Origin of the sequence: Streptomyces sp. NRRL F-2580, from assembly GCF_000720115.1 — a bacterium.
Taxonomy (GTDB): domain Bacteria; phylum Actinomycetota; class Actinomycetes; order Streptomycetales; family Streptomycetaceae; genus Streptomyces.
This window is the reverse complement of sequence record NZ_JOIR01000028.1, coordinates 122,913-140,904: the sequence shown is the minus strand read 5'-3', so window position 1 is coordinate 140,904 and position 17,992 is coordinate 122,913. Positions and strand designations below refer to the sequence as shown.

Here is a 17,992-nt window from a genome sequence, read left to right as displayed (position 1 = left end):
GGTGAGTGGCGGTGTGGGTGTGGGTGTGGGGGGCTGGGGGGTTGGGGCCGGGTGCGGGTGCGCTTGCTGGGCCGGCTGGGGGGTGGTGTGCGTGGTGATCCAGTCGACTATGGCGCGCAGGGTCTTGATCCGGGACAGTTCCTCGACCGCGGACTCGGCGGAGCCGCCCGGGTCCTGGGGGAGGCCGATCCGGTCGGCCAGGGCGCCGATGATCTCCACGCGCTTGATGGAGTCGATGGAGAGGTCCGCCTCCAGGTCCAGGCCGGGGTCGAGCATGTCCAGGGGGTAGCCGGTCCGGGTGTGGACGATCTCCAGGACGACCTGCATGACCGCCTCGGGGGACCGGTCGGGGGCCGGACCTCCGCCGGGGGCGGTGGGAGAGGTGGGGCCGGGCGCGCGCCGGGACGTCTCCTCGGACGCCGAACGTGACGGGGGGTCGGAGAACTGGGCGGAAGTGCGTTCGGCGCCCTGCGGGGATCGCCCCGGCACACTCCCGGCCCCGGTGGAACCCGTCGCGGGCAGGGCGGGCAGGCCCAGGTAGCTCAGCAGGACGTCCCGCTGGGCCGCGACCAGCTCGCGGGTACCGCGGAGGTACTCCAGGACGGTCTCTTCGGCGCCTGCCGTGCGACTCGTGGTCATGCCCGTGCCTCCATTCGCGGTCGTGCGCGGATCTACGGCTTCAGTCGGCGCGGCCACGCGGTGTGCCGGGCGGAGGCCGCCGGGGACCGGGGTGCCGGACGCGGTGCGGACCAGGTGGCCGTCGACCAGCCAGCCCGGACGGCGCGGGGCGCGTTCGGGGAGGCGGGATGTGCGGCCGCGGAACAGGGCCTCCGGTGCCACCGGCACGCCGGCCGCCGTCAGTTCCGCCAGCGCCGTGACCAGCCGGACCAGGCCGTGCTCGCCGGGTACGTCCAGCGGGATCACCGTGTGGGGGCGGTCGGACAGGATCCGGCCGACGAGGGCGGTGAGGACCCGGCCGGGGCCCGCCTCCACGAAGGTGCGGACGCCGGCCGCGTACATCGCCTCCACCTCGTCGACGAAGCGGACCGGCTCCGCTACCTGGCGGGCCAGGAGGGTCCGGACTTCCTCGGCTGAGGTCGGGTACCGGTCGGCCGTGGTGTTCGACCAGACGGGGAGGACCGGGGCTGTCATCGGTGTGTCCGCGAGGGCCGTGGCGAGGGCCTTCGAGGCCTCCGACACCACCTTGCTGTGGAAGGCGCAGGCCACCGGGAGGGGCTCCGCGGACAGGCCCGCCTCGCGGAGTGCGGAGATCGCTTCTTCGATGGTGGGTGTGGGGCCCGAGATGACGCACTGGCGGGGGGCGTTGTGGTTCGCGATGGTGCAGTCGGTGTGTGCGGCGACCTCGTCCGGCGTTGCCGACACCGCCGCCATCCCGCCCGGATCCGTGCCGGCGGCCTTCAGGATCGCCTCGGCGCGGTGGGCGCTCAGCCGCAGCAGGCTCCCGGTGTCGTAGACCCCGGCCGCCCAGAGCGCGGTGAGCTCCCCGTACGAGTGCCCGGCCACGCAGTCCGGCCGTACGCCGAGCTCGCCGAGCAGCAGGTGTGCCGCTGCCCCGGCCAGTCCCAGGGCGGGCTGGGCCACGCGGGTGTCGGTGACCGCCGTTCTCTGGGCCGTCCGTCCCTCGGCGGTAAAGGCCGCGGGTGGGAACATCGCGGCCACGACCGGGGGCGGAGCCAAGTCCAGGAGGGTGCGCAGGGCGGGGAACGCCATGAACAACTCGCCCATCATGGCGGGGCGTTGGCTGCCCTGGCCGGGGAAGAGGAAGGCCGTCAGGCCGTTCTTTTCGTGTGCGATGTGGATGCCCGTGCCGTCGGTGAAGGTGCGGGCCTGTTCGAGGCGGGCCGCCAGTTCGTCGAGGTCGGCGGCCACGATCGCCACCTGGACGGGGCCGGAGCCGGTGGCGGTTTCCGCCGCGAGGTCGCGCAGCGGCCAGGGGCGTCCGGCCGTGTCGTTCTCCTCCAGACGGGCCGCGAGCCGTGTCATCGCCCGGCCGGCCGCCTTCCGGTCCGCGCCGCGGAAGCAGAACAGCTCGGCCGGCCACTCCTCCACGCCGTGTCGGGGTTCCTCGGCGCCGCCGTAACCGGCCAGCACGGCGTGGTAGTTGGTGCCGCCGAAGCCGAAGGCGCTCACGCCGGCGATCCGCCGCTCGACCGGTACGGCCCAGGGGCGGGCCTCGCTGTCGAAGGAGAAGGGGCTGGTCTCCGCCCGCCAGGCCGGGTTCGGGGTGTCGATGTGCAGGGTCGGCGGCCGTACGCCCGAGTGGACGGCCCGTGCCGCCTTGATGAGTCCGGCGAGACCCGCGGCGCACTTGGTGTGGCCGAGCTGAGACTTCACGGAGCCCAGGGCGCAGGATCCGGCGGCGGCCCCGGAGGCCGTGAACAGCTCGCTGAGGACGGCCAGTTCGGTGCTGTCGCCGACCACCGTACCGGTGCCGTGCGCCTCGACCAGGCCCACCTCGGCCGGGGCGATGCCGGCCCGTGCGTAGGCCCGCTCCAGGGCCCGCCGCTGTCCTTCCGGGCGGGGTGCGGTCAGGCCGAGGGACCGGCCGTCGCTGGCCGAGCCCACCGCCTTGATCACGGCGTACACCCGGTCGCCGTCCCGCTCCGCGTCCGCGAGCCGCTTCAGGACGAGCGCTCCCACCCCCTCGCCGAGGGCGATCCCGTCGGCGGCCGCGTCGAAGGGCCGGCAGCGGCCGCCCGGCGACAGGGCGCGGACGGAGGCGAACATCAGGTAGTCGTTGATCCCGTTGTGCACGTCGGCGCCGCCGCACAGCACCATGTCGCTGTCCCCGTCGCGCAGTTGGCGGCAGGCCAGGTCCAGGGCGGCGAGGGAGGAGGCGCAGGCGGCGTCGACCGTGCAGTTCGCGCCGCCCAGGTCCAGCCGGTTGGCGACCCGGCCCGCGATGACGTTGGCCAGGATCCCCGGGAAGGAGTCCTCGGTGAGCCTGGGCAGTTGCTCGTCCAAGGCGGGGGGCAGTTCGCCCAGGTAGGCGGGATACAGGGCGCGCAGCCCGTACGCGCCCGCCAGTTCGGTTCCGGCCTCCGCGCCGAAGACCACCGAGGTCCGCGAGCGGTCGAAGGCGCGCTCGCGGCCGTAGCCGGCGTCGCCGAGGGCCCGCGCCGAGATCTCCAGCGCCAGCAGCTGCACCGGCTCGATCCCGGCGAGGGAGGCGGGCGGGATGCCGTGCGCCAGGGCGTCGAAGGGCACCGGGCCGAGGAAGCCGCCCCAGCGGGAAGGCGTGCGCTCCCCGGCCAGGGCCGGGTCGGCGTCGTAGTAGAGCTCCGGGTCCCAGCGCTCGGCCGGCACCTCGGTGACGGCGTCCGTCCCGGCGAGGACCATCGCCCAGTAGGCGGCGAGGTCCGGCGCGCCGGGGTAGGCGCAGGCCATGCCGACGATGGCGATGTCGAGGGGATCGGCCGCCTCCCGTACCTCGTCGGCGAAGTCCCGGGCCCGGCGCTCCAGCAGTGCCGTGGCTCCCTCGGTGACCTGCGCGTGCAGTGCGGCGATCGTGGTGGTCGCGGTGCGCAGGGTCGCGGCCTGGCCGAGCATGAACAGCCCCTCCGCGTACTGCTGTTCCTCGTCTACGGCCTCCAGCCGGTCCGCCGCGCGCCGCAGCCCCTTGCTGGCGATCCGCAGCCGCCCCAGGTTGAGCCGTTCCAACTCCTCCCAGACCTCGCGCGCTTCGACGCCGCTCTCCGCGAGCCGCCGCCGGGTCGCCTCGAAGGTCTCGGCGTACGGGGTGTCCGCGCAGCGGGTGGCGTGCCCGGGCGCGGTGCGCAGCAGTACGGTGTCCGCGCACTCCACCGCCGCCCGCTGGAAGCCCGGCAGTACCGCGCCCGCCGCCACGGCCTCCTCGGTGAACAGGTAGGCGGTGCCCATCAGCACCCCGATCCGCGCCCCGCGCTCGGCCAGCGGGGCCGCGGCCGCCACCGCCATGGCGGCGGACCGTTCGTCGTGGATCCCGCCCGCGAACAGCAGGTCCAAGGCCTCCGGTTCGGGGCAGGACAACAGCCGCTCGATCTGCTCCTCCCACAGCGGGAACGAGGCGCGCGGCCCGACGTGGCCGCCGCACTCCAGCCCCTCGAAGACGAACCGTCGCGCCCCCTCGGCGATGTACCGCTCCAGCAGGCCGGGCGAGGGCACGTGCAGGTGGGTGCGGATCCCGGCCGCCTCCAGCGGGGCTGCCTGCGCGGGGGTGCCCCCGGCGATGATCGCGTGCGGTGGGCGGGCCTCGGTCACGGCCGCCAGCTGGACCCGCCGCAGCTCGGGCGGGGCGAAACCGAGCAGGCCCACGCCCCAGAGGCGTTCCCCGAGCCGTTCGGCCGTCTCGGCGAGGAGCCGGCGTACGTCCGGGCCCTCCATCACGGCGAGCGCCAGGTACGGGACGCCGCCCGCGGCGGCCACCGCCTCGGCGAAGGCCGCCTGATCGCTCACCCGGGTCATGGGCCCCTGCGCGACGGCCGGCGGCCGGGTCCGGGCCGCGGCCGCCAGGTGCCCGCCGATGGCCGCCCGTACGGCGAGGAGCACACCGCCGGTGGTCCGGTGCCGCTCGGCGAGCCGGGCCGCCGAGGCGCCGTCCTGTCCGACGGGCAGCAGCTGGGTCCGCAGGGCCCGGGCGCCGAGCAGCAGGTGGGCCGGACCCTCGGGCGGGGTGAGGTCGGGCCGTGTGAACACCCGGTGTCCGTCGGCGAGCCGGGTCTCGGAACCGTCCATCGCCCTGACCGCGGCGGCCACGTCCGCCGGTAGCGCGGCCTCCCCCTCGACGGTCAGGGCCAGTTGCGCGTCGAGCAGCACCCCGGCGGCCCCGCCCGCGACGGCCGCGGCCGCCGTGTGCGGCCCGATCCCGCCGAAGGCCCGTACGGGTACCCGGATCGCGGGGGCCCCGAGCAGCTGCTGGAGCAGTACGAAGGTGGTGGCCGCGCCCACCCGCCCGCCGGCCTCGTGGCCCTTGGCGACGAGCGAGTCCACCCCCGCGGCCACGGCGGCCGTGGCCTCCGCCAGGCTGGTGACCTCGGCCCACACCCGGGGCCGGCCGGCCGCCGCCGTCCACGCGGCCACCCGCTCCGGGGTGTGCCACGCGGGGTCGGCGAGCAGCACGGTGTCGACCTCCGCCGGCAGCTCCTCCGGTCCGAGCGGGCAGCCCGCGGGCACCCGCACCCCGTACCTGCCGCTGCTGCCGAGCCGGCGGCCCGACTCCGCGAGTCCGCTCCGCGCGGCGTTCGCGTCCCGGCCGAGGTCGAGCAGTCCGAGGGCCCCGGCGCGTTCGGCGGCGGTCACGACGGCCGGGCAGGGCTCCTCGAAGGGACTGACCGCGACGACCAGATCGCGGGTGGCGGCGGACTGCGGGGAGTGGGGGGTCACGGGCGCTCCTCTTCCAGTGCTGTGTGACATGGCGGAGTCCAGGACGGCGGAACGGCGGAACGGCGGAAACGGCAGAGCGGAGAGCGGAGAGCGGAGAGCGGGGAACGCGACAGAGCGCGAGGAGGGGAGTGCGGCGGTCTCGCACGTCTGCCGGAGTGCGGCAGGCTTGAACAGTGATCAAACACCCTCATGCCGCGTTGCATCGTGCGGTGGTCTCCGTGCACTGTCAACAGCCATGCGGAGTACCGTGTTTCGCTCCCGCGGCGCCCCCGGACCACCCGGCGCGTACCCCGAGCCGACCCGCGAACCGCCCCGGCCGAGCCGTGGCCTGCGGTGTTACCGGGCCCGGGCCGGCCGACCCCGCGGCGCGGTCCGGGGTGCCGCGCCCCCGCGGGCATGCCGCACCGGCATGCCTTACCGCCGCCCGGGCATGAAGGCAAACCGGCCACCGGGGAGTTGTTCATGCGACGAGCCCTTACAGGTACAGCCTCGCGAGGTTACCGTCCGGTCATGACCCCCACGCTGGCGCAGCTCCGTTACCTCGTCGCCGTCGCCGACTGCCGGTCCATCACCGGTGCGGCCGCCTCGGTCTTCGTCGCCCAGTCCGCCCTGTCCCGGGCCGTCCAGGCCATGGAACGCGATCTGGGCGTCGAGCTCCTCGCCCGCCGGGGAAGGGGGGTGGACCTCACGCCGGAGGGGGCCCGGGTCGTCCGGCTGGCCCGTACCGTGCTCAACGCGGTGGAGGCCATCGACGACATCGGAACCCCCCACGGCAGGGACACCCGGGCCGTCCTGACCCTCGTCACCACCCCCACCCTCGCCCTCGACCTGGCCGCTGACCTGGTCGGGGCCTTCACAGAGCGGCACCCGACGGTCGACGTCCGGCTCCAGCAGCACGGCAGCAGGGAGGTCCTCGTCGAGGAACTGGTCCAGGGGCGCGCCGAGTTGGCCCTGGTGGACCTGCCCGTCGACAAGGAGCTCTCCACCCACTTCATCCAGGAGCGCGAGGTGGTGCTGATCTCCCCGCTCGGCTCCCGACTGCCCCACCCGATGCCGCTGCGCATGCTCGACGGGCTGCCGATGGTCCTGCCCACCCCGGGGACCGGCCGTCGCACCGAGATGGAGGCCATGTTCAGCTGCCTCGGGGTACGGCCCGTCCCCTCCCTGGAGGTCGACGAACGCCTCGCCTGGGTGACCGGTGTGACGGACGGCCGCGGCTCCCTCATCTGGTACCGCGACGTGGTGCTGAGGGCGTTCGGAAGCCGGGCCGAGATCCGCTCCTTCACCCCGCCGCTGCTGCGCCCGGTGGGCATCGCCCACGCCCGTCGGCCGCTGAGCCGCGCGGCCCGCGCGTTCATCGCGCAGGCCGGACACGAGGGGCCGGTCCGGGAGCCGGTGCGCTGACGCTGCGTCGACGGTGTGCCGACGGGACATGCCCCCTCGGCATTGAACGATGCTCGAACGGAAGGGACCTGGGCCTGGCACACCAACTGATGTCCCATCACATTGTGCGCATGTTCCGACTCCTGACACCCCCACGGGCCGCCGCCCTCGCCACCGCGGCCCTCGCCACGATCCTGCCCGCGGTCGCCTGGATGGCCAGCGCCACCGCCTCCCCGGCCTCCTCCGCCACACCGGCCGTCTCCGCCACGCCGGCCGTCTCCGGCACCGGAGCACTGGCGCCGGAGAAGAAGTGCACCCTCCCCGGCGGCCTGGCCGAGTTCAGCGGTCTCGCCATGAGCCGCAAACACCCCGGCGTGTTCTACGCCGTCAACGACAGCGGGAACACCAACCAGGTCTTCGCCGTCGACTGCAACGGTGCCACCGGCCGGCTGCTGGCCGCCTTCACCCTCTCCGGCGTCGGCAACACCGACTGGGAGGCCCTCGCCCTCGGGAAGGACGCCTCGGGCGGCCCGGCGATCCTGGTCGGGGACATCGGCGACAACTTCAGCGGCCGTGCGGAGATCACCGTGCACGGCTTCGCGGAGCCCGACCAGCTGGCGAACGCCACGGTCACCCCGGTGACGTACCGCTTCTCCTACGCCGACGGCAGGCACGACGCCGAGTCCCTGCTCGCCGACCCCGTGACCGGCCGGCTGTACGTCGCGAGCAAGGTCATCGGAGCCGCCGGCCAGCTGTACCAAGCCCCGCTGCCGCCCGTGACCGGGCAGGTCAACACCCTCACGGCAGTCCGGCCCGGCCCGGTGTTCGCCACCGACGGCGCGTTCTCCCCGTCGGGCGCCTCGTACGCCCTGCGCAGCGGCGGACCGCTGGGCGCCAACACGGCCTCCGTGTACGACACAGCGGGGGCCAAGCTCGCGGACGTCGCGCTCCCCGCCCAGTCGCAGGGTGAGACGGTGACGTACGCCGACTGCACGAGCCTGCTCGTCGGGTCGGAGAACGACACCCAGGTCTGGCGGGTCCCGCTGCCGCCGGAGGCCACTCCGGGCTGCGGCGCCACGCCGACACCCACGCCCACCCCCACCCCGACGCCGACTCCCACGCCCACTCCGACTCCCACGCCCACTCCGACCCCGACGCCCACCCCCGGTGACCTGAGGCTCGCCAACCCCGGTCCGCAGACGTGCAAGTTCAACCAGTCCTGCACCATCCAGCTCACCGCCACCGGCGGAAAGCCCCCCGTCCGGTACGCCGCCACCGGCCTGCCCTGGGGTCTGACCCTCGACACCGCCTCCGGGCGGATCACCGGCAAGCCCTGGGGCAGCGGCACGGTCCAGGTCACCGCCACCGCGACCGACTCCACCGGAGCCACCGCCGGGACCGCCTTCGCGCTCAGCCTCACCTGGTTCTGAGACGCGACGGGGTCGGTCTTGTCCAACCCGCCCCCGAGGCCGCACTGTTGACCGAGTTCCGTCATCAGGTCAGGAGAGCCGGCTTGTCGTCCCCTATTCCACCCGCCCCGTCCGCCCCGGACGCCTCGTACGCCCCGTACGTCATCGACCCCGCCGGGGGTTGCCCGCACCCCCTCAACGCCCGGCTGCGCGCCGCGCACGGCCCGGTGGCGGAGGTCGTGCTCCCCGGCGGGGTGCCCGGAGCGGTCGTCCTGGGCCACGACGCGCTGAAGGAGTTCCTCGGTCACCCCGAAGTCGCCAAGGACGCCCGGCACTTCCCGGCCCTGCACGACGGCACGATCCCGCGCGACTGGCCGCTGCGGGCCTTCGCCAACGCCCAGGGCATGCACACCGCCGACGACGCGGACCACCGCCGGCTTCGCGCCCTCGTGGGCAGGGCCTTCACGGCCCGCCAGGTGGAAAGGCTGCGCCCGCGCGTCGAGGAGCTGACCGCGGAGCTCCTCGACGACCTGGCCCGGGCCGCGGCGGAAGCCCCCGACGGGGTCGCCGACCTGCGCGAGCACTTCGCGCTGCCGCTCCCGATGAGCGTCATCTGCGAGCTGCTCGGGGTGAACCCCGAGCACCGGGGACGGCTGCACCACCTGTCCAACAAGGTGATCATCGCCACCGACACCACCCCCGCCGAGGCGATGGCCGCCGTACGGGAGCTGGTCGAGCTGATGGGCACGATCGCCGCCACCCGCCGGGAGGCCCCGGGTGAGGACCTCACCAGCGCCCTGATCGCCGCCCGCGAGGACGACGGCGACCAGCTCAGCGAGGCCGAACTCACCGGCACCATGCGGCTGATGCTCGTCGCGGGCCACGAGACCACCCTCAACCTCATCAGCAACGCCGTCCGCGCCCTGTGCACCCACCGCGACCAGCTCGCCCTCGTCCTGGACGGGAAGGCGACCTGGACGGACGTGGTGGACGAGACACTGCGCTGGGACGGGCCGGTCAGCTGGTTCCCCTTCCGCTACCCCACGCGCGACCTGACCCTCGACGGCACCGTCATCCCGCAGGGCACCCCCGTGCTCGCCGGTTACACCGCCGCCGGCCGGGACGAGGCCTTCCACGGCCCGGACGCCGACCGCTTCGACATCACCCGCCCCACCGCCGCCCGCAGCCTCTCCTTCGGGCACGGGGCGCACTACTGCGTGGGCGCCCCACTCGCCCGCCTGGAGGCCACGACCGCCCTGGAGCGGCTCTTCACCCGCTTCCCCGACCTCGACCTCGCCACCCCCGAGGCCGAACTCCCGCACCAGCGCAGCTTCATCGGCAACAGCGTCGAGACGCTGCCGGTCCGCCTGGCCGGAAACTGATGCGTCCGCCGCCCGCCGGGACCGCTCCCGGCGGTCCGTCATCCCAGCGTGAGGGGCCGTTCCGGAGCCACGTGGCCGGCGATCGCCTGCAGCACGTTGGAGCTGGCGTTCTGGACGGTGCTGCCGAGACCCTGCGTCGCCACCGTCGCGATGGCGATCTTCTTGGACGGCAGGTAGGCGACCGTGCCCTCGTAGCCGGCGAAGGACGGGTTCTGGACGATCCAGGTGTTCTGCACGGGCAGGCCCAGCGCGTACCAGGTGTCCCCCTTGACCTTGACGACGCCGGTGAGCTGGGCCTTGTGCGACTCGGGTGTCAGCAGCCTTCCCTCACCGATCGCGGCGAAGGACTTCGCCGCGTCCTCCAGCGTGCCCGTCATGACCGAGCCCGGCGCCAGCGTCCACGAGGGATTCCAGTAGGTGGCGTCCTCGAACACGCCCCGTTCGTTGTCGAACGAATGCAGCACCGGCTCGGGGATGTCCGCCTTGGAGGAGATGGCCGTGTGGCTCAGGCCGAGCGGTTTGAGGACGTCCTGGACCATCACCTCCTCCAGGGGCTTGCGCCTCACCTTCGCGATGATGTCGCCCAGGATCACCCAGTTGGCGTGCGAGTAGGCGAAACCCGAACCGGGGGGCAGCACCAGGGGCTTGGAGACCGAGATCTTCACGCGCTCCTCTGCCGTCCAGGTGCGGAAGGGGTTCTTGTAGAGCGCGTCGATGAAGCCCTTGTCCGTGACGTAGTCCGCGTACCCGGAGGAGGTCGAGGCCAGCATCTTCAGCGTGATCTCGTCCGCGTGCGGGAGGTCCGGGCGCCACCGGGAGATCTTGTCGTCGAGCGTGACCTCGCCCTCGTCGACGAGTTTGAGCAGCGCGGTCGTCAGATAGGGGATCGCGACCGCCCCGATGCGAAAGCGCATGTCCGTCGTCGCGGGGAAGCCCGTCATCGTCTCCCCGGCCGCGGACGTCGCCACGCGTTCCCCGTCGACCCACACCTCGGCCATCGCCGCCGTCAGCTTGTACCTCGCGAGGGCCTCGGTGACCTGCCGCGCGGTGAAGTCCGCCGTATCGCCCGGGAGGCACGTGCCGCCCCGGGCGATCTGGCCGGCCGGGCATTCCTTCGCGGCGCTCTCGGCGCGGCTCAGGGTGCACCCGCCCGCCAGCGAAGCGCCCAGCAGCAGGTTCAGACAGGTGAGGGCCAGGATCCTGGAACGGCGCACAGCGGTGCCTCCATGCGGGTCGAAGGCGAAGTTCCCCCACCTCGCGGTTGCAGGCCTCGTCACGCACGCTAACCGGGGGTGTCGCCCGGTGCACTCCGGAGGCGTTCCGGGAGTGACGCGGACGGCTCCCCCGGCAAGGGCGCGGCGGCGCCTCAGGGCCTAGCGTGCGCTCGGCGGCGCCAGTTCCGTGCTCAGCCAGCCCAGCGCGTCCGGGTACATCCCGCTCCAGGTCTGGAAGTTGTGGCCGCCCTCCGGGCGGACGAGCGTCTTGACCCGGACCCCGCTGCCCGCCGCGGCCTTGGCGAAGGCCTCCAGCTGCTGCGGCGGACTGTTCTCGTCCTGGGCGGAGGTCGCCAGGAACAGCCCGACGTCCGCCTTCTTCGCGTGCTCCACCAGCCACATCGGGCTGTTGCGCTCGCGCAGTGTCCGGTCGGGGAGCACCTCCGGGTCGCCCGTCAGCGGGTCCGGGTCCAGGGCCGCGCCCGCCCGGAACACCTTCGGGTACTGCAACGGCAGCTTGGCCGCGCAGAACCCGCCGGTGGAGACCCCCATCAGCCCCCAGCCGCCCGGGCTGGGCAGCGTACGGAAGTTCCGCGCGACCAGATCCGGCACGTCCAGCGCGAGCCAGTCGGCGATCCTGCGCTGCGGGGTGTTGCTGCAGTCGGTGTTCACCCCGCCCGGGTAGATCTCCGGGATCACCACGATGAAGGGGTGCGCCGCGCCCAGCTCCACCAGCTGCCCCAGCGCACCGGGCATGTCGCCGAGGTCGATCCACGTCCGGGGCGTGCCCGGATACCCGTGCAGCAGCATCAGCACCGGGAAACGTGTCCGGTCCGCGCCCGGCGCGCTGTACTCCGCGGGAGTCCACACGGTCACCTGTCCGGCGAGCTTCGAATGGGAGCCACGGAAGAAGGTGGTCCGCGTGCCGTCCCCGTTCTGCGTGAACCTGGCCCGGCCCATCGTCGGCCCGGTCGTCGCGCCCGCGTCCTGCACGTCGTCGGCGCCCAGCAGGTCGTCCCAGGAGGCGTAGAGCCCGTAACTGCCGTTGATCCAGGTGGCCACCACGCAGATGGCGGTGAGCTGGCACAGACCGATCATCAGCACCCGCGCCGGCCACCGCACCCATCCCGGCCCGGGGACCCGGTTCCACAGCAGCAGCGCGGTGAGCACGGCGAGCGCGGTCACGACGATCAATGTGACGAGGAACGACGTACTGGTCAGCTCCACGGCGCCGGCTCCTGTCGTACGGACGACATGTCAACGATGTTCGGATTATTCCGTGGATGCGCCGCCGAGGCAGTCCAGCCGCCGAGCCGGTCCCGCAGCCGAGGCAGTCCGGCAGCCGAGGCAGTCCAGCCGCCGAGCCGGTCCGGCAGCCGAGGCAGTCCGGCGATCAGCCGAGAGCCTTCACCTGCACCTCCACCGAGTGCCACCCGGTCGCCCCGTCCGGCACGGTCCCGGCGCGGAGCCCCGTCTGGACCGCGCCCGTCCCGTCGATCGCGCGGACCTCCAGCCTGTGCCGCCCGGGCGTCGCCTCCCACGGCCACACCCACTGCCGCCAGGTGTCCACCCCGTCCGCGGCCCCGAGCCGCGCCCGCTGCCAGGGGCCGCCGTCCACCCGTACCTCGACCCCCTCGATCCCGCGGTGCTGCGCCCACGCCACCCCGGCGACCGCCACCCGGCCCGGTGCCAGGTCGGCGTACGGCCGCGGGGTGTCGATCCGCGACTGCGTCTTGACCGGGGCCTGCTGCGCCCAGGACCGCCGCACCCAATAGGCGTCGTACGCGCCGAAGGTGGTCAGCCGCAGCTCGGTGAGCCATTTGCACGCGGAGACGTACCCGTACAGGCCCGGTACGACCATCCGGACCGGGAAGCCGTGCGCGAAGGGCAGCGGCTCGCCGTTCATGCCGACGGCCAGCAGCGCCTCCCGGCCGTCCATGACGGCCTCGACGGGCGTGCCGATCGTCATGCCGTCCACCGAACGCGACACCAGCTGGTCGGCCGGCCCGCCGCGGGACGGCGGCCGCACCCCCGCCTCGCGGAGCAGGTCGGCGAGGCGCACGCCGAGCCAGCGGGCGTTGCCCGCGTACGGGCCCCCGACCTCGTTCGACACGCAGGTGAGGGTGATGTCGTGCTCGACCAGGGGCCGGCTGAGCAGCTCCCGCAGATCGAGGGTGAGGGGCCGCGTGACGCCCTCGCCGTGGATGCGCAGCCGCCAGGTGTCGGCGTCCACGCGCGGGATGACCAGGGCGGTGTCCACCCGGTAGAAGTCGCGGTCGGGGGTGAGGAACGGGGCCAGCCCCGGCACCCGCAGGTCCGCGCCCGCCGGCACCGGCGGCGCGGGCACGGCGGGCCGGGGGAGGACGAAGCGGGCCCGGGATGCGGTGGCACCGGCCGAACCGTGGGCGCCCAGGCGCCGCCCGGCGAAGCCGGCCGCGACCGAGGCTGCCAGGACGCCGGTGACCAGCCGGCCGAAGCCGCGCCGGTCCATGGCCCAGCTCCCTCCCCCAGACTCCGTCCGGGGGGACCCCCTGGGTGGCGCCCCGGCCGGCCGGGGCCGCTTCGCCGCCGTGACCAGCAGCCACAGCACCCCGGCCGCGGTCAGTCCGCCCAGCAGCGAGGGCAGCGCGTCCCACCAGGAGGCCTCCGGACGGCTGAGGGCGGCCGCCGCCCCGAGCAGCCCGAACCCGCCCGCGACCGCGATCCCGGCGGGCAGGTGGCGTACGGACAGCAGCCCGGCCAGGGCGGCGACCACGACCAGGACGGCGACGATGCCGAGCGTCAGCACCAGCTTGTCCGCGGTGCCGAACAGCCGGATGGCCCACTCCCGGACGGCCACCGGCGTCAGGTCGACGGCCGTCCCGCCGACCGCGGTGACCGGCGAGGACTCGGGCCGCACGGCGGCCGCGGCCAGCTGCGCGAACGCCAGCCCGGCGACGGCCGCGACGATCCCGCTGACGGCGCTCGTCACGCGCCGCGGCCGCGCGGACCGGCTCGGGTCTGCCTCCACACCGCAAGTGTGCCGCGCCCGGGCGTCCCCGCGGCGACGCCGTGCCGCCGCCCGGGCGAGGAGGGAACGAAGGCCGTGATGCCCGGCCGCGGGGCCGCGGGGCCGCGGGGCCGCCCGGACGCCGGGCGGGTCCGCGGCGCGGGTCAGCCCGTGGGGGCCGGCGGGAGGGCCGCCGCGACCGCGGCGGCCAGGCGGTAGGGGTCCCCGCTCGGCCGGTCCGGGTGCCGGGTGGTGCGCCCGGCCCACTCCTCCTCGAAGGCGGGCCAGTCGATCGCCCGCGGCGCGGCCCGCCGTACCAGCGCCTCCTCCAGCGAGCCGAAGTAGAGCGCCCACCGCCTCGCGTACAGCTCCGAGACCAGGCCGCTCCATTCGCGGTTCGCGTAGTCGTGCAGGAAGCCGCCCTCGCTGGTGCTGCGGCGGCCCCACACGCTGAGCAGGGAGCGGGTGTCGTACTCGTACCGGTCCTGCTCGGCCCGGTCGGCGCCCCAGGCGCGGGCCCCGGCGAGCCGGCTGCCGAGGAGGAAGTTCGGATCGGAGCCGGTCACCGCGTCCAGTTTCGCCTCGCCCTCCCGCCATTCGGCCGTGAGCTTGCGGAAGAGGGGCAGGTCCTCGGCCTCGTACGCCGCCTTGATCCTCGGCAGCAGCACGCGCGAGTGGTTGGCGAGGGCCTGCCGGGCGGTGTCCACCAGGTCGAAGCGGTAGGCGCTGGAGCCGCGCAGCTCCGGGGCCACCTCAAGCAGCCGGTCCAGCGCCCTGCGGACCGAACCGGCCGGATAGCGCATGGACTTGGGGCTCCAGTACGCCGCCCCGGCCGCGGTCAGGTTGGGCCGGGCGGTGAACAGGCTGTCCTGCGACTCCGACCACAGACCCGAGGAGGTGCTGTACGGCCCCTTGCGCAGCTCCTCCCAGGCCGCGGCGGCCGCGGGGTCGGGCCGGCCGTAGCGGCGGGCCGCGAAATCGGCGAACCACTTCCGCTGGTCGATCACCCCCGGCTCCCAGGCCAGGTCCGTGAACAGGTCGAAGGCCGCCGGGTTGGTCCCGGTGGCCTCCGGCAGGTAGGCGATCCCGGCGAGCGCGCTGTTGCCCTTGGCGCGCCAGGGGCCGAACCGTTCAAGCCACACGGAGGTGTTCGCGCCGATCGTGGTGTGCCCGCCGAAGTTGTAGATGGTGCCCATCGCGTACGGGGCACCGCCCCAACGGGCCTCGCGGTCCAACCGGTTGTACCGGTCCGACAGTCCGTCCAGGATCAGCAGCCGCGACGTGTCCACCCCGGCCAGCAGCTCGGGGGTCGGGTCGTCCTGCCAGCCCAGCACCGCCCACAGCGCGCCCGGGTGGGCGGCCTGCAGCGCGTCCTGGATGGCGCCCGCCGCGGCGCCGACGTCCACGGACCCGGTCTGTCCGCCCTCGTGCAGCGGGCTCATCCGGTACATCGTGCTGTCCCCGAACACCGCGCGCTGCTCCGCGTAGTAGGCGGCGGCCAGCCTCCGGAAGACGGGCGAGGCGGGGTCCAGCCAGTCGGGACGGTCGAAGCCGGCCCAGTCGCCCTGGGTCACCGTGGCCGCCCCGGGGTTGCGCGCGGCGAACTCCGGCGGCACGGTGCCGAAGTAGCCGGGCAGCACCGGGGTCATGCCGAGCCCGCGCAGCTGCTCGGCGATCCGCCCGCCCAGTTCGGCCCGCTCCCGCATCAGCCGCTCGGTGACCGGGCCGCCGAAACCGCTCAGGTTCTGCAGCAGCCACCAGCTCTGGTGGGCGGGGCCGGGGATCCACTGCCGCAGCTCCTCGGCGGAGTAGCCGAAGTCCTGGAGTGCGCGGTAGTACGGGTACTCCGCTCCCACCTGCACGAACACCTCGTTGATGCCGTGCAGGGCGAGCAGGTCGATCTGCCGCTGGTGTTCCTCGAAGGTGCGGTACGGGCCGGAGTAGCCGTCGTCGGTGTCGTTGAGGGCGTACCGGTGCGGGACCTGTGCGCCGCGGGTGACCGGCGCGGGGACGGCCGGCAGCCGGGCGGGCAGCAGGCCGATGCTGTCGCCGGGCCAGCCGATGTCGACCCCGGCGACGTGCTGGAGGTACCAGCCGACACCGGTGAGCAGGGTGGCTCCGGTGCTGCCGCGCACGGTGATCGCACCGGCGGTCCCGGACACGGTGAAGGTGTCGGCGCCGGCGGCGGTGTCGGGCACCAGGGTGAACTGGCCGTGGTGGCGCGGGAGCAGCCGCTCCAGGGCGGCCCGCGCGGGCGCGGTGTCGAAGCTCCGGCTCCGGGGCGCGCCCGCGTGCGCGGGTACGGTGACCCGCGCATCAGGCCGTACGTCGGCAGGTGCGGGCGACCCCGCCCCCGGGGCCGTGGCCCCGGGGGCGGGCCCCGCGCAGATCAGCGCCAGCAGCGCCGCGGGAAGAGCGGCGAGGGCGAGCGGGTGGCGACGGGGGCCGGGCAGACGGCGCCCGCTTCGCGGCATCGGGTTCCTCATCCGTGGGCTCGGGCCGTCAGACCGGCAGGGCCCAGGCCTGGTCGACCCGGTGGTCGCCGCAGGCGGTCAGCCGCAGTCGCGCGGCCGGGGCGTCCGGGGTCGCGGCGGCGGCCGGTGCGGTCAGGCACATCCCGCTCTCCCGCTCCACGAGGGCTCCGCCGCGCAGGTGCGTCCAGCTCTGGCCGGGCCGGCGGTCCCGCGGGGGCGCGCAGTCGGCCAGCTCCACGAGGCCGTCGTCGCCGGCGGAGAGGCAGTCGCCGGCCAGCCGCAGGCTCGCGTCGTCGCGCAGGGTCCACCGCTGGTCGGGGGCCCCGGTGCAGGTGGCCATCACGACCGCGCCGAGGCCGGTGGTGTTGGCGCCGTCGGCGCACCGGGCGCCGTCACCGACGACCTGCCCGGTCGGCGCGGCCTCGGCGCAGCCGCGCGGGCTGAGCCGCCAGACCGCGGTGTCGTGCCCGGCCAGCCTCCCGGTCAGCGCGTCGGAGACCTCCCGGCGGCTGCCGTTCCACAGGTCCTGCGCGTCTGCCGTGCAGTCGCTCAGGCCGATCTCGTCGAGCGGCACCCGGATGTCCCGGGTGGTGGCCGAGCGGTTGAGCACGGCCACCGCGCGGTCGCCGTTCGCGAGCGGCCGGGTGAGGATCTCGAAGGTGGCGTTGGAGGAGACCACCGCGCCCTGACGACCCATCGGGTCCTGGTCCAGCTCGATCATGCGGGTGTTCCCGAGGGCCGCGAGCCCCTGGGAGGTCAGCTCGGAGACCTCGGAGGACAGGATGAACGGGGAGGCCATCATGGCCCAGAGGGCGACCTGGCTGCGGCTCTCGGCCGCTGTGAGCCCGGGGGCGCCCGCGATCAGGAAGTCGGGGTCGTTCCAGTTGCCGGGGCCCGCGTACCGGCCGAGCCAGCGGTTGTAGCCGTAGTTGCCGAGGACCGAACTCCACCGTGAGGCGGCGGGCGTGGCCGGGTTGTAGACCTTGATGTCCTTGCCCTCGCGCCACAGCTGACCGGTCTCGCCGACCCAGCCGAGGACCTTGTGCCAGTCGGAGCCGCCCCATTCACCCTGCTGGAAGTAGGCGGGCGCGGACGCCGACAGGACCATGTCCCGGCCGCTCTCCCGCAGCGCCTTCGCCACGGCGTTGTAGGCGCCCCGGTAGGCCTGCTCCTTGGTCTGCCCCGCCGGCACCCACAGGTTGCAGCCGTCCATCTTCACGTAGTCGACGTTCCAGGAGGCGAACTGCCGGGCGTCCTCGGCGTAGTGGTCCGCCCCGCCGCCCTGGGGCGCGCCGCTGCCGGGGTACTTCTCACAGGTGAGGGAGCCGGCGTCCTGGTAGATGCCGAACTTCAGGCCCTTGTCGTGCAGGTAATCGCCGAGCCAGGCCATGCCGTGCGGGAACTTCACCGTGTCGACGACCAGAGCGCCCTGCGCGTCCCGGCTCTTGGTCATCCAGCAGTCGTCGACCGTCACCGTGTCGTAGCCCTTGGCCGCGAGCCCGCTCGACACGAGCGCGTCGGCGTTGGCGACGACCTTGGCCTCGTCGATGTCGCACATGTAGTGCGCCCAGTTGTTCCAGCCCATGGGCGGGGTGAGCGCGAGCGGGGTGTCCGAGGTCGCCCGGGGCTCGGCCGCCACCGCGGCGGGGGAGAGCGCGAAGGCGAACAGGGCGGCCGCGGTCAGACAGGGGAGCGACGCACGCAGGCGAGGCGGCACTGAATCTCCTTGACGTGGGGGCAGGCGTGCGCCCAGTGCAGC

At 74.3% G+C, this 17,992-nt stretch carries 9 protein-coding genes; 3 read left to right on the top strand and 6 right to left on the bottom strand.

Going from position 1 to position 17,992, the window contains the following annotated elements; genetic code table 11:
- Positions 1-5,382, bottom strand: a 5,382-nt coding sequence (locus tag IF88_RS0126945) for a type I polyketide synthase (RefSeq protein ID WP_051837616.1), incomplete at its 3' end; no start/stop codon positions are given.
- Positions 5,383-5,892: 510 nt separating this feature from the next.
- Here IF88_RS0126945 and IF88_RS0126940 point away from each other — a divergent pair.
- From IF88_RS0126940 to IF88_RS0126930, 3 genes are all read left to right on the top strand, one after another.
- Positions 5,893-6,786: a LysR family transcriptional regulator gene (locus IF88_RS0126940; protein WP_030717786.1), complete on the top strand. Its 894-nt coding sequence runs from the start codon at positions 5,893-5,895 to the stop codon at positions 6,784-6,786.
- Positions 6,787-6,896: 110 nt separating this feature from the next.
- Positions 6,897-8,195 carry an Ig domain-containing protein gene (locus IF88_RS48295; RefSeq protein WP_051837614.1) on the top strand — a complete coding sequence of 433 codons (1,299 nt, stop codon included), beginning with the start codon at positions 6,897-6,899 and terminating at the stop codon, positions 8,193-8,195.
- 83 nt (positions 8,196-8,278) lie between these two features.
- The gene (locus tag IF88_RS0126930) at positions 8,279-9,556 is read left to right on the top strand and encodes a cytochrome P450 family protein (RefSeq protein WP_234323716.1); all 1,278 of its coding nucleotides are present in this window, start codon (positions 8,279-8,281) and stop codon (positions 9,554-9,556) included.
- Between the two features lie 38 nt (positions 9,557-9,594).
- Here the strand turns inward: IF88_RS0126930 and IF88_RS0126925 are convergent, their stop codons facing one another.
- The 5 genes from IF88_RS0126925 to IF88_RS40920 form a co-directional block, all read right to left on the bottom strand.
- Positions 9,595-10,770, bottom strand: coding sequence for a serine hydrolase domain-containing protein (locus tag IF88_RS0126925; protein WP_051837612.1), 1,176 nt, complete (start codon positions 10,768-10,770; stop codon positions 9,595-9,597).
- Between the two features lie 159 nt (positions 10,771-10,929).
- Positions 10,930-11,997, bottom strand: coding sequence for an alpha/beta hydrolase (locus IF88_RS0126920; RefSeq protein ID WP_030717774.1), 1,068 nt, complete (start codon positions 11,995-11,997; stop codon positions 10,930-10,932).
- A gap of 166 nt (positions 11,998-12,163) precedes the next feature.
- On the bottom strand, positions 12,164-13,780 hold the full coding sequence (locus IF88_RS0126915) for a molybdopterin-dependent oxidoreductase (protein WP_051837629.1): 1,617 nt from the start codon (positions 13,778-13,780) through the stop codon (positions 12,164-12,166).
- Positions 13,781-13,923: 143 nt separating this feature from the next.
- A complete protein-coding gene (locus IF88_RS0126910) occupies positions 13,924-16,233 on the bottom strand; it encodes an alpha-N-acetylglucosaminidase (RefSeq protein WP_107050641.1) in 2,310 nt (769 codons plus the stop codon).
- Positions 16,234-16,261: 28 nt separating this feature from the next.
- Positions 16,262-17,950, bottom strand: a complete 1,689-nt coding sequence (locus tag IF88_RS40920; RefSeq protein WP_234323715.1) for an alpha-galactosidase — start codon at positions 17,948-17,950, stop codon at positions 16,262-16,264.
- Positions 17,951-17,992 lie beyond the last annotated feature (42 nt).

Coding starts and splice junctions, on each gene's coding strand:
- IF88_RS0126940 (WP_030717786.1), top strand. CDS start 5,893: ATGACCCCCACGCTGGCGCAGCTCCGTTACCTCGTCGCCGTCGCCGAC.
- IF88_RS48295 (WP_051837614.1), top strand. CDS start 6,897: ATGTTCCGACTCCTGACACCCCCACGGGCCGCCGCCCTCGCCACCGCG.
- IF88_RS0126910 (WP_107050641.1), bottom strand. CDS start 16,233: ATGCCGCGAAGCGGGCGCCGTCTGCCCGGCCCCCGTCGCCACCCGCTC.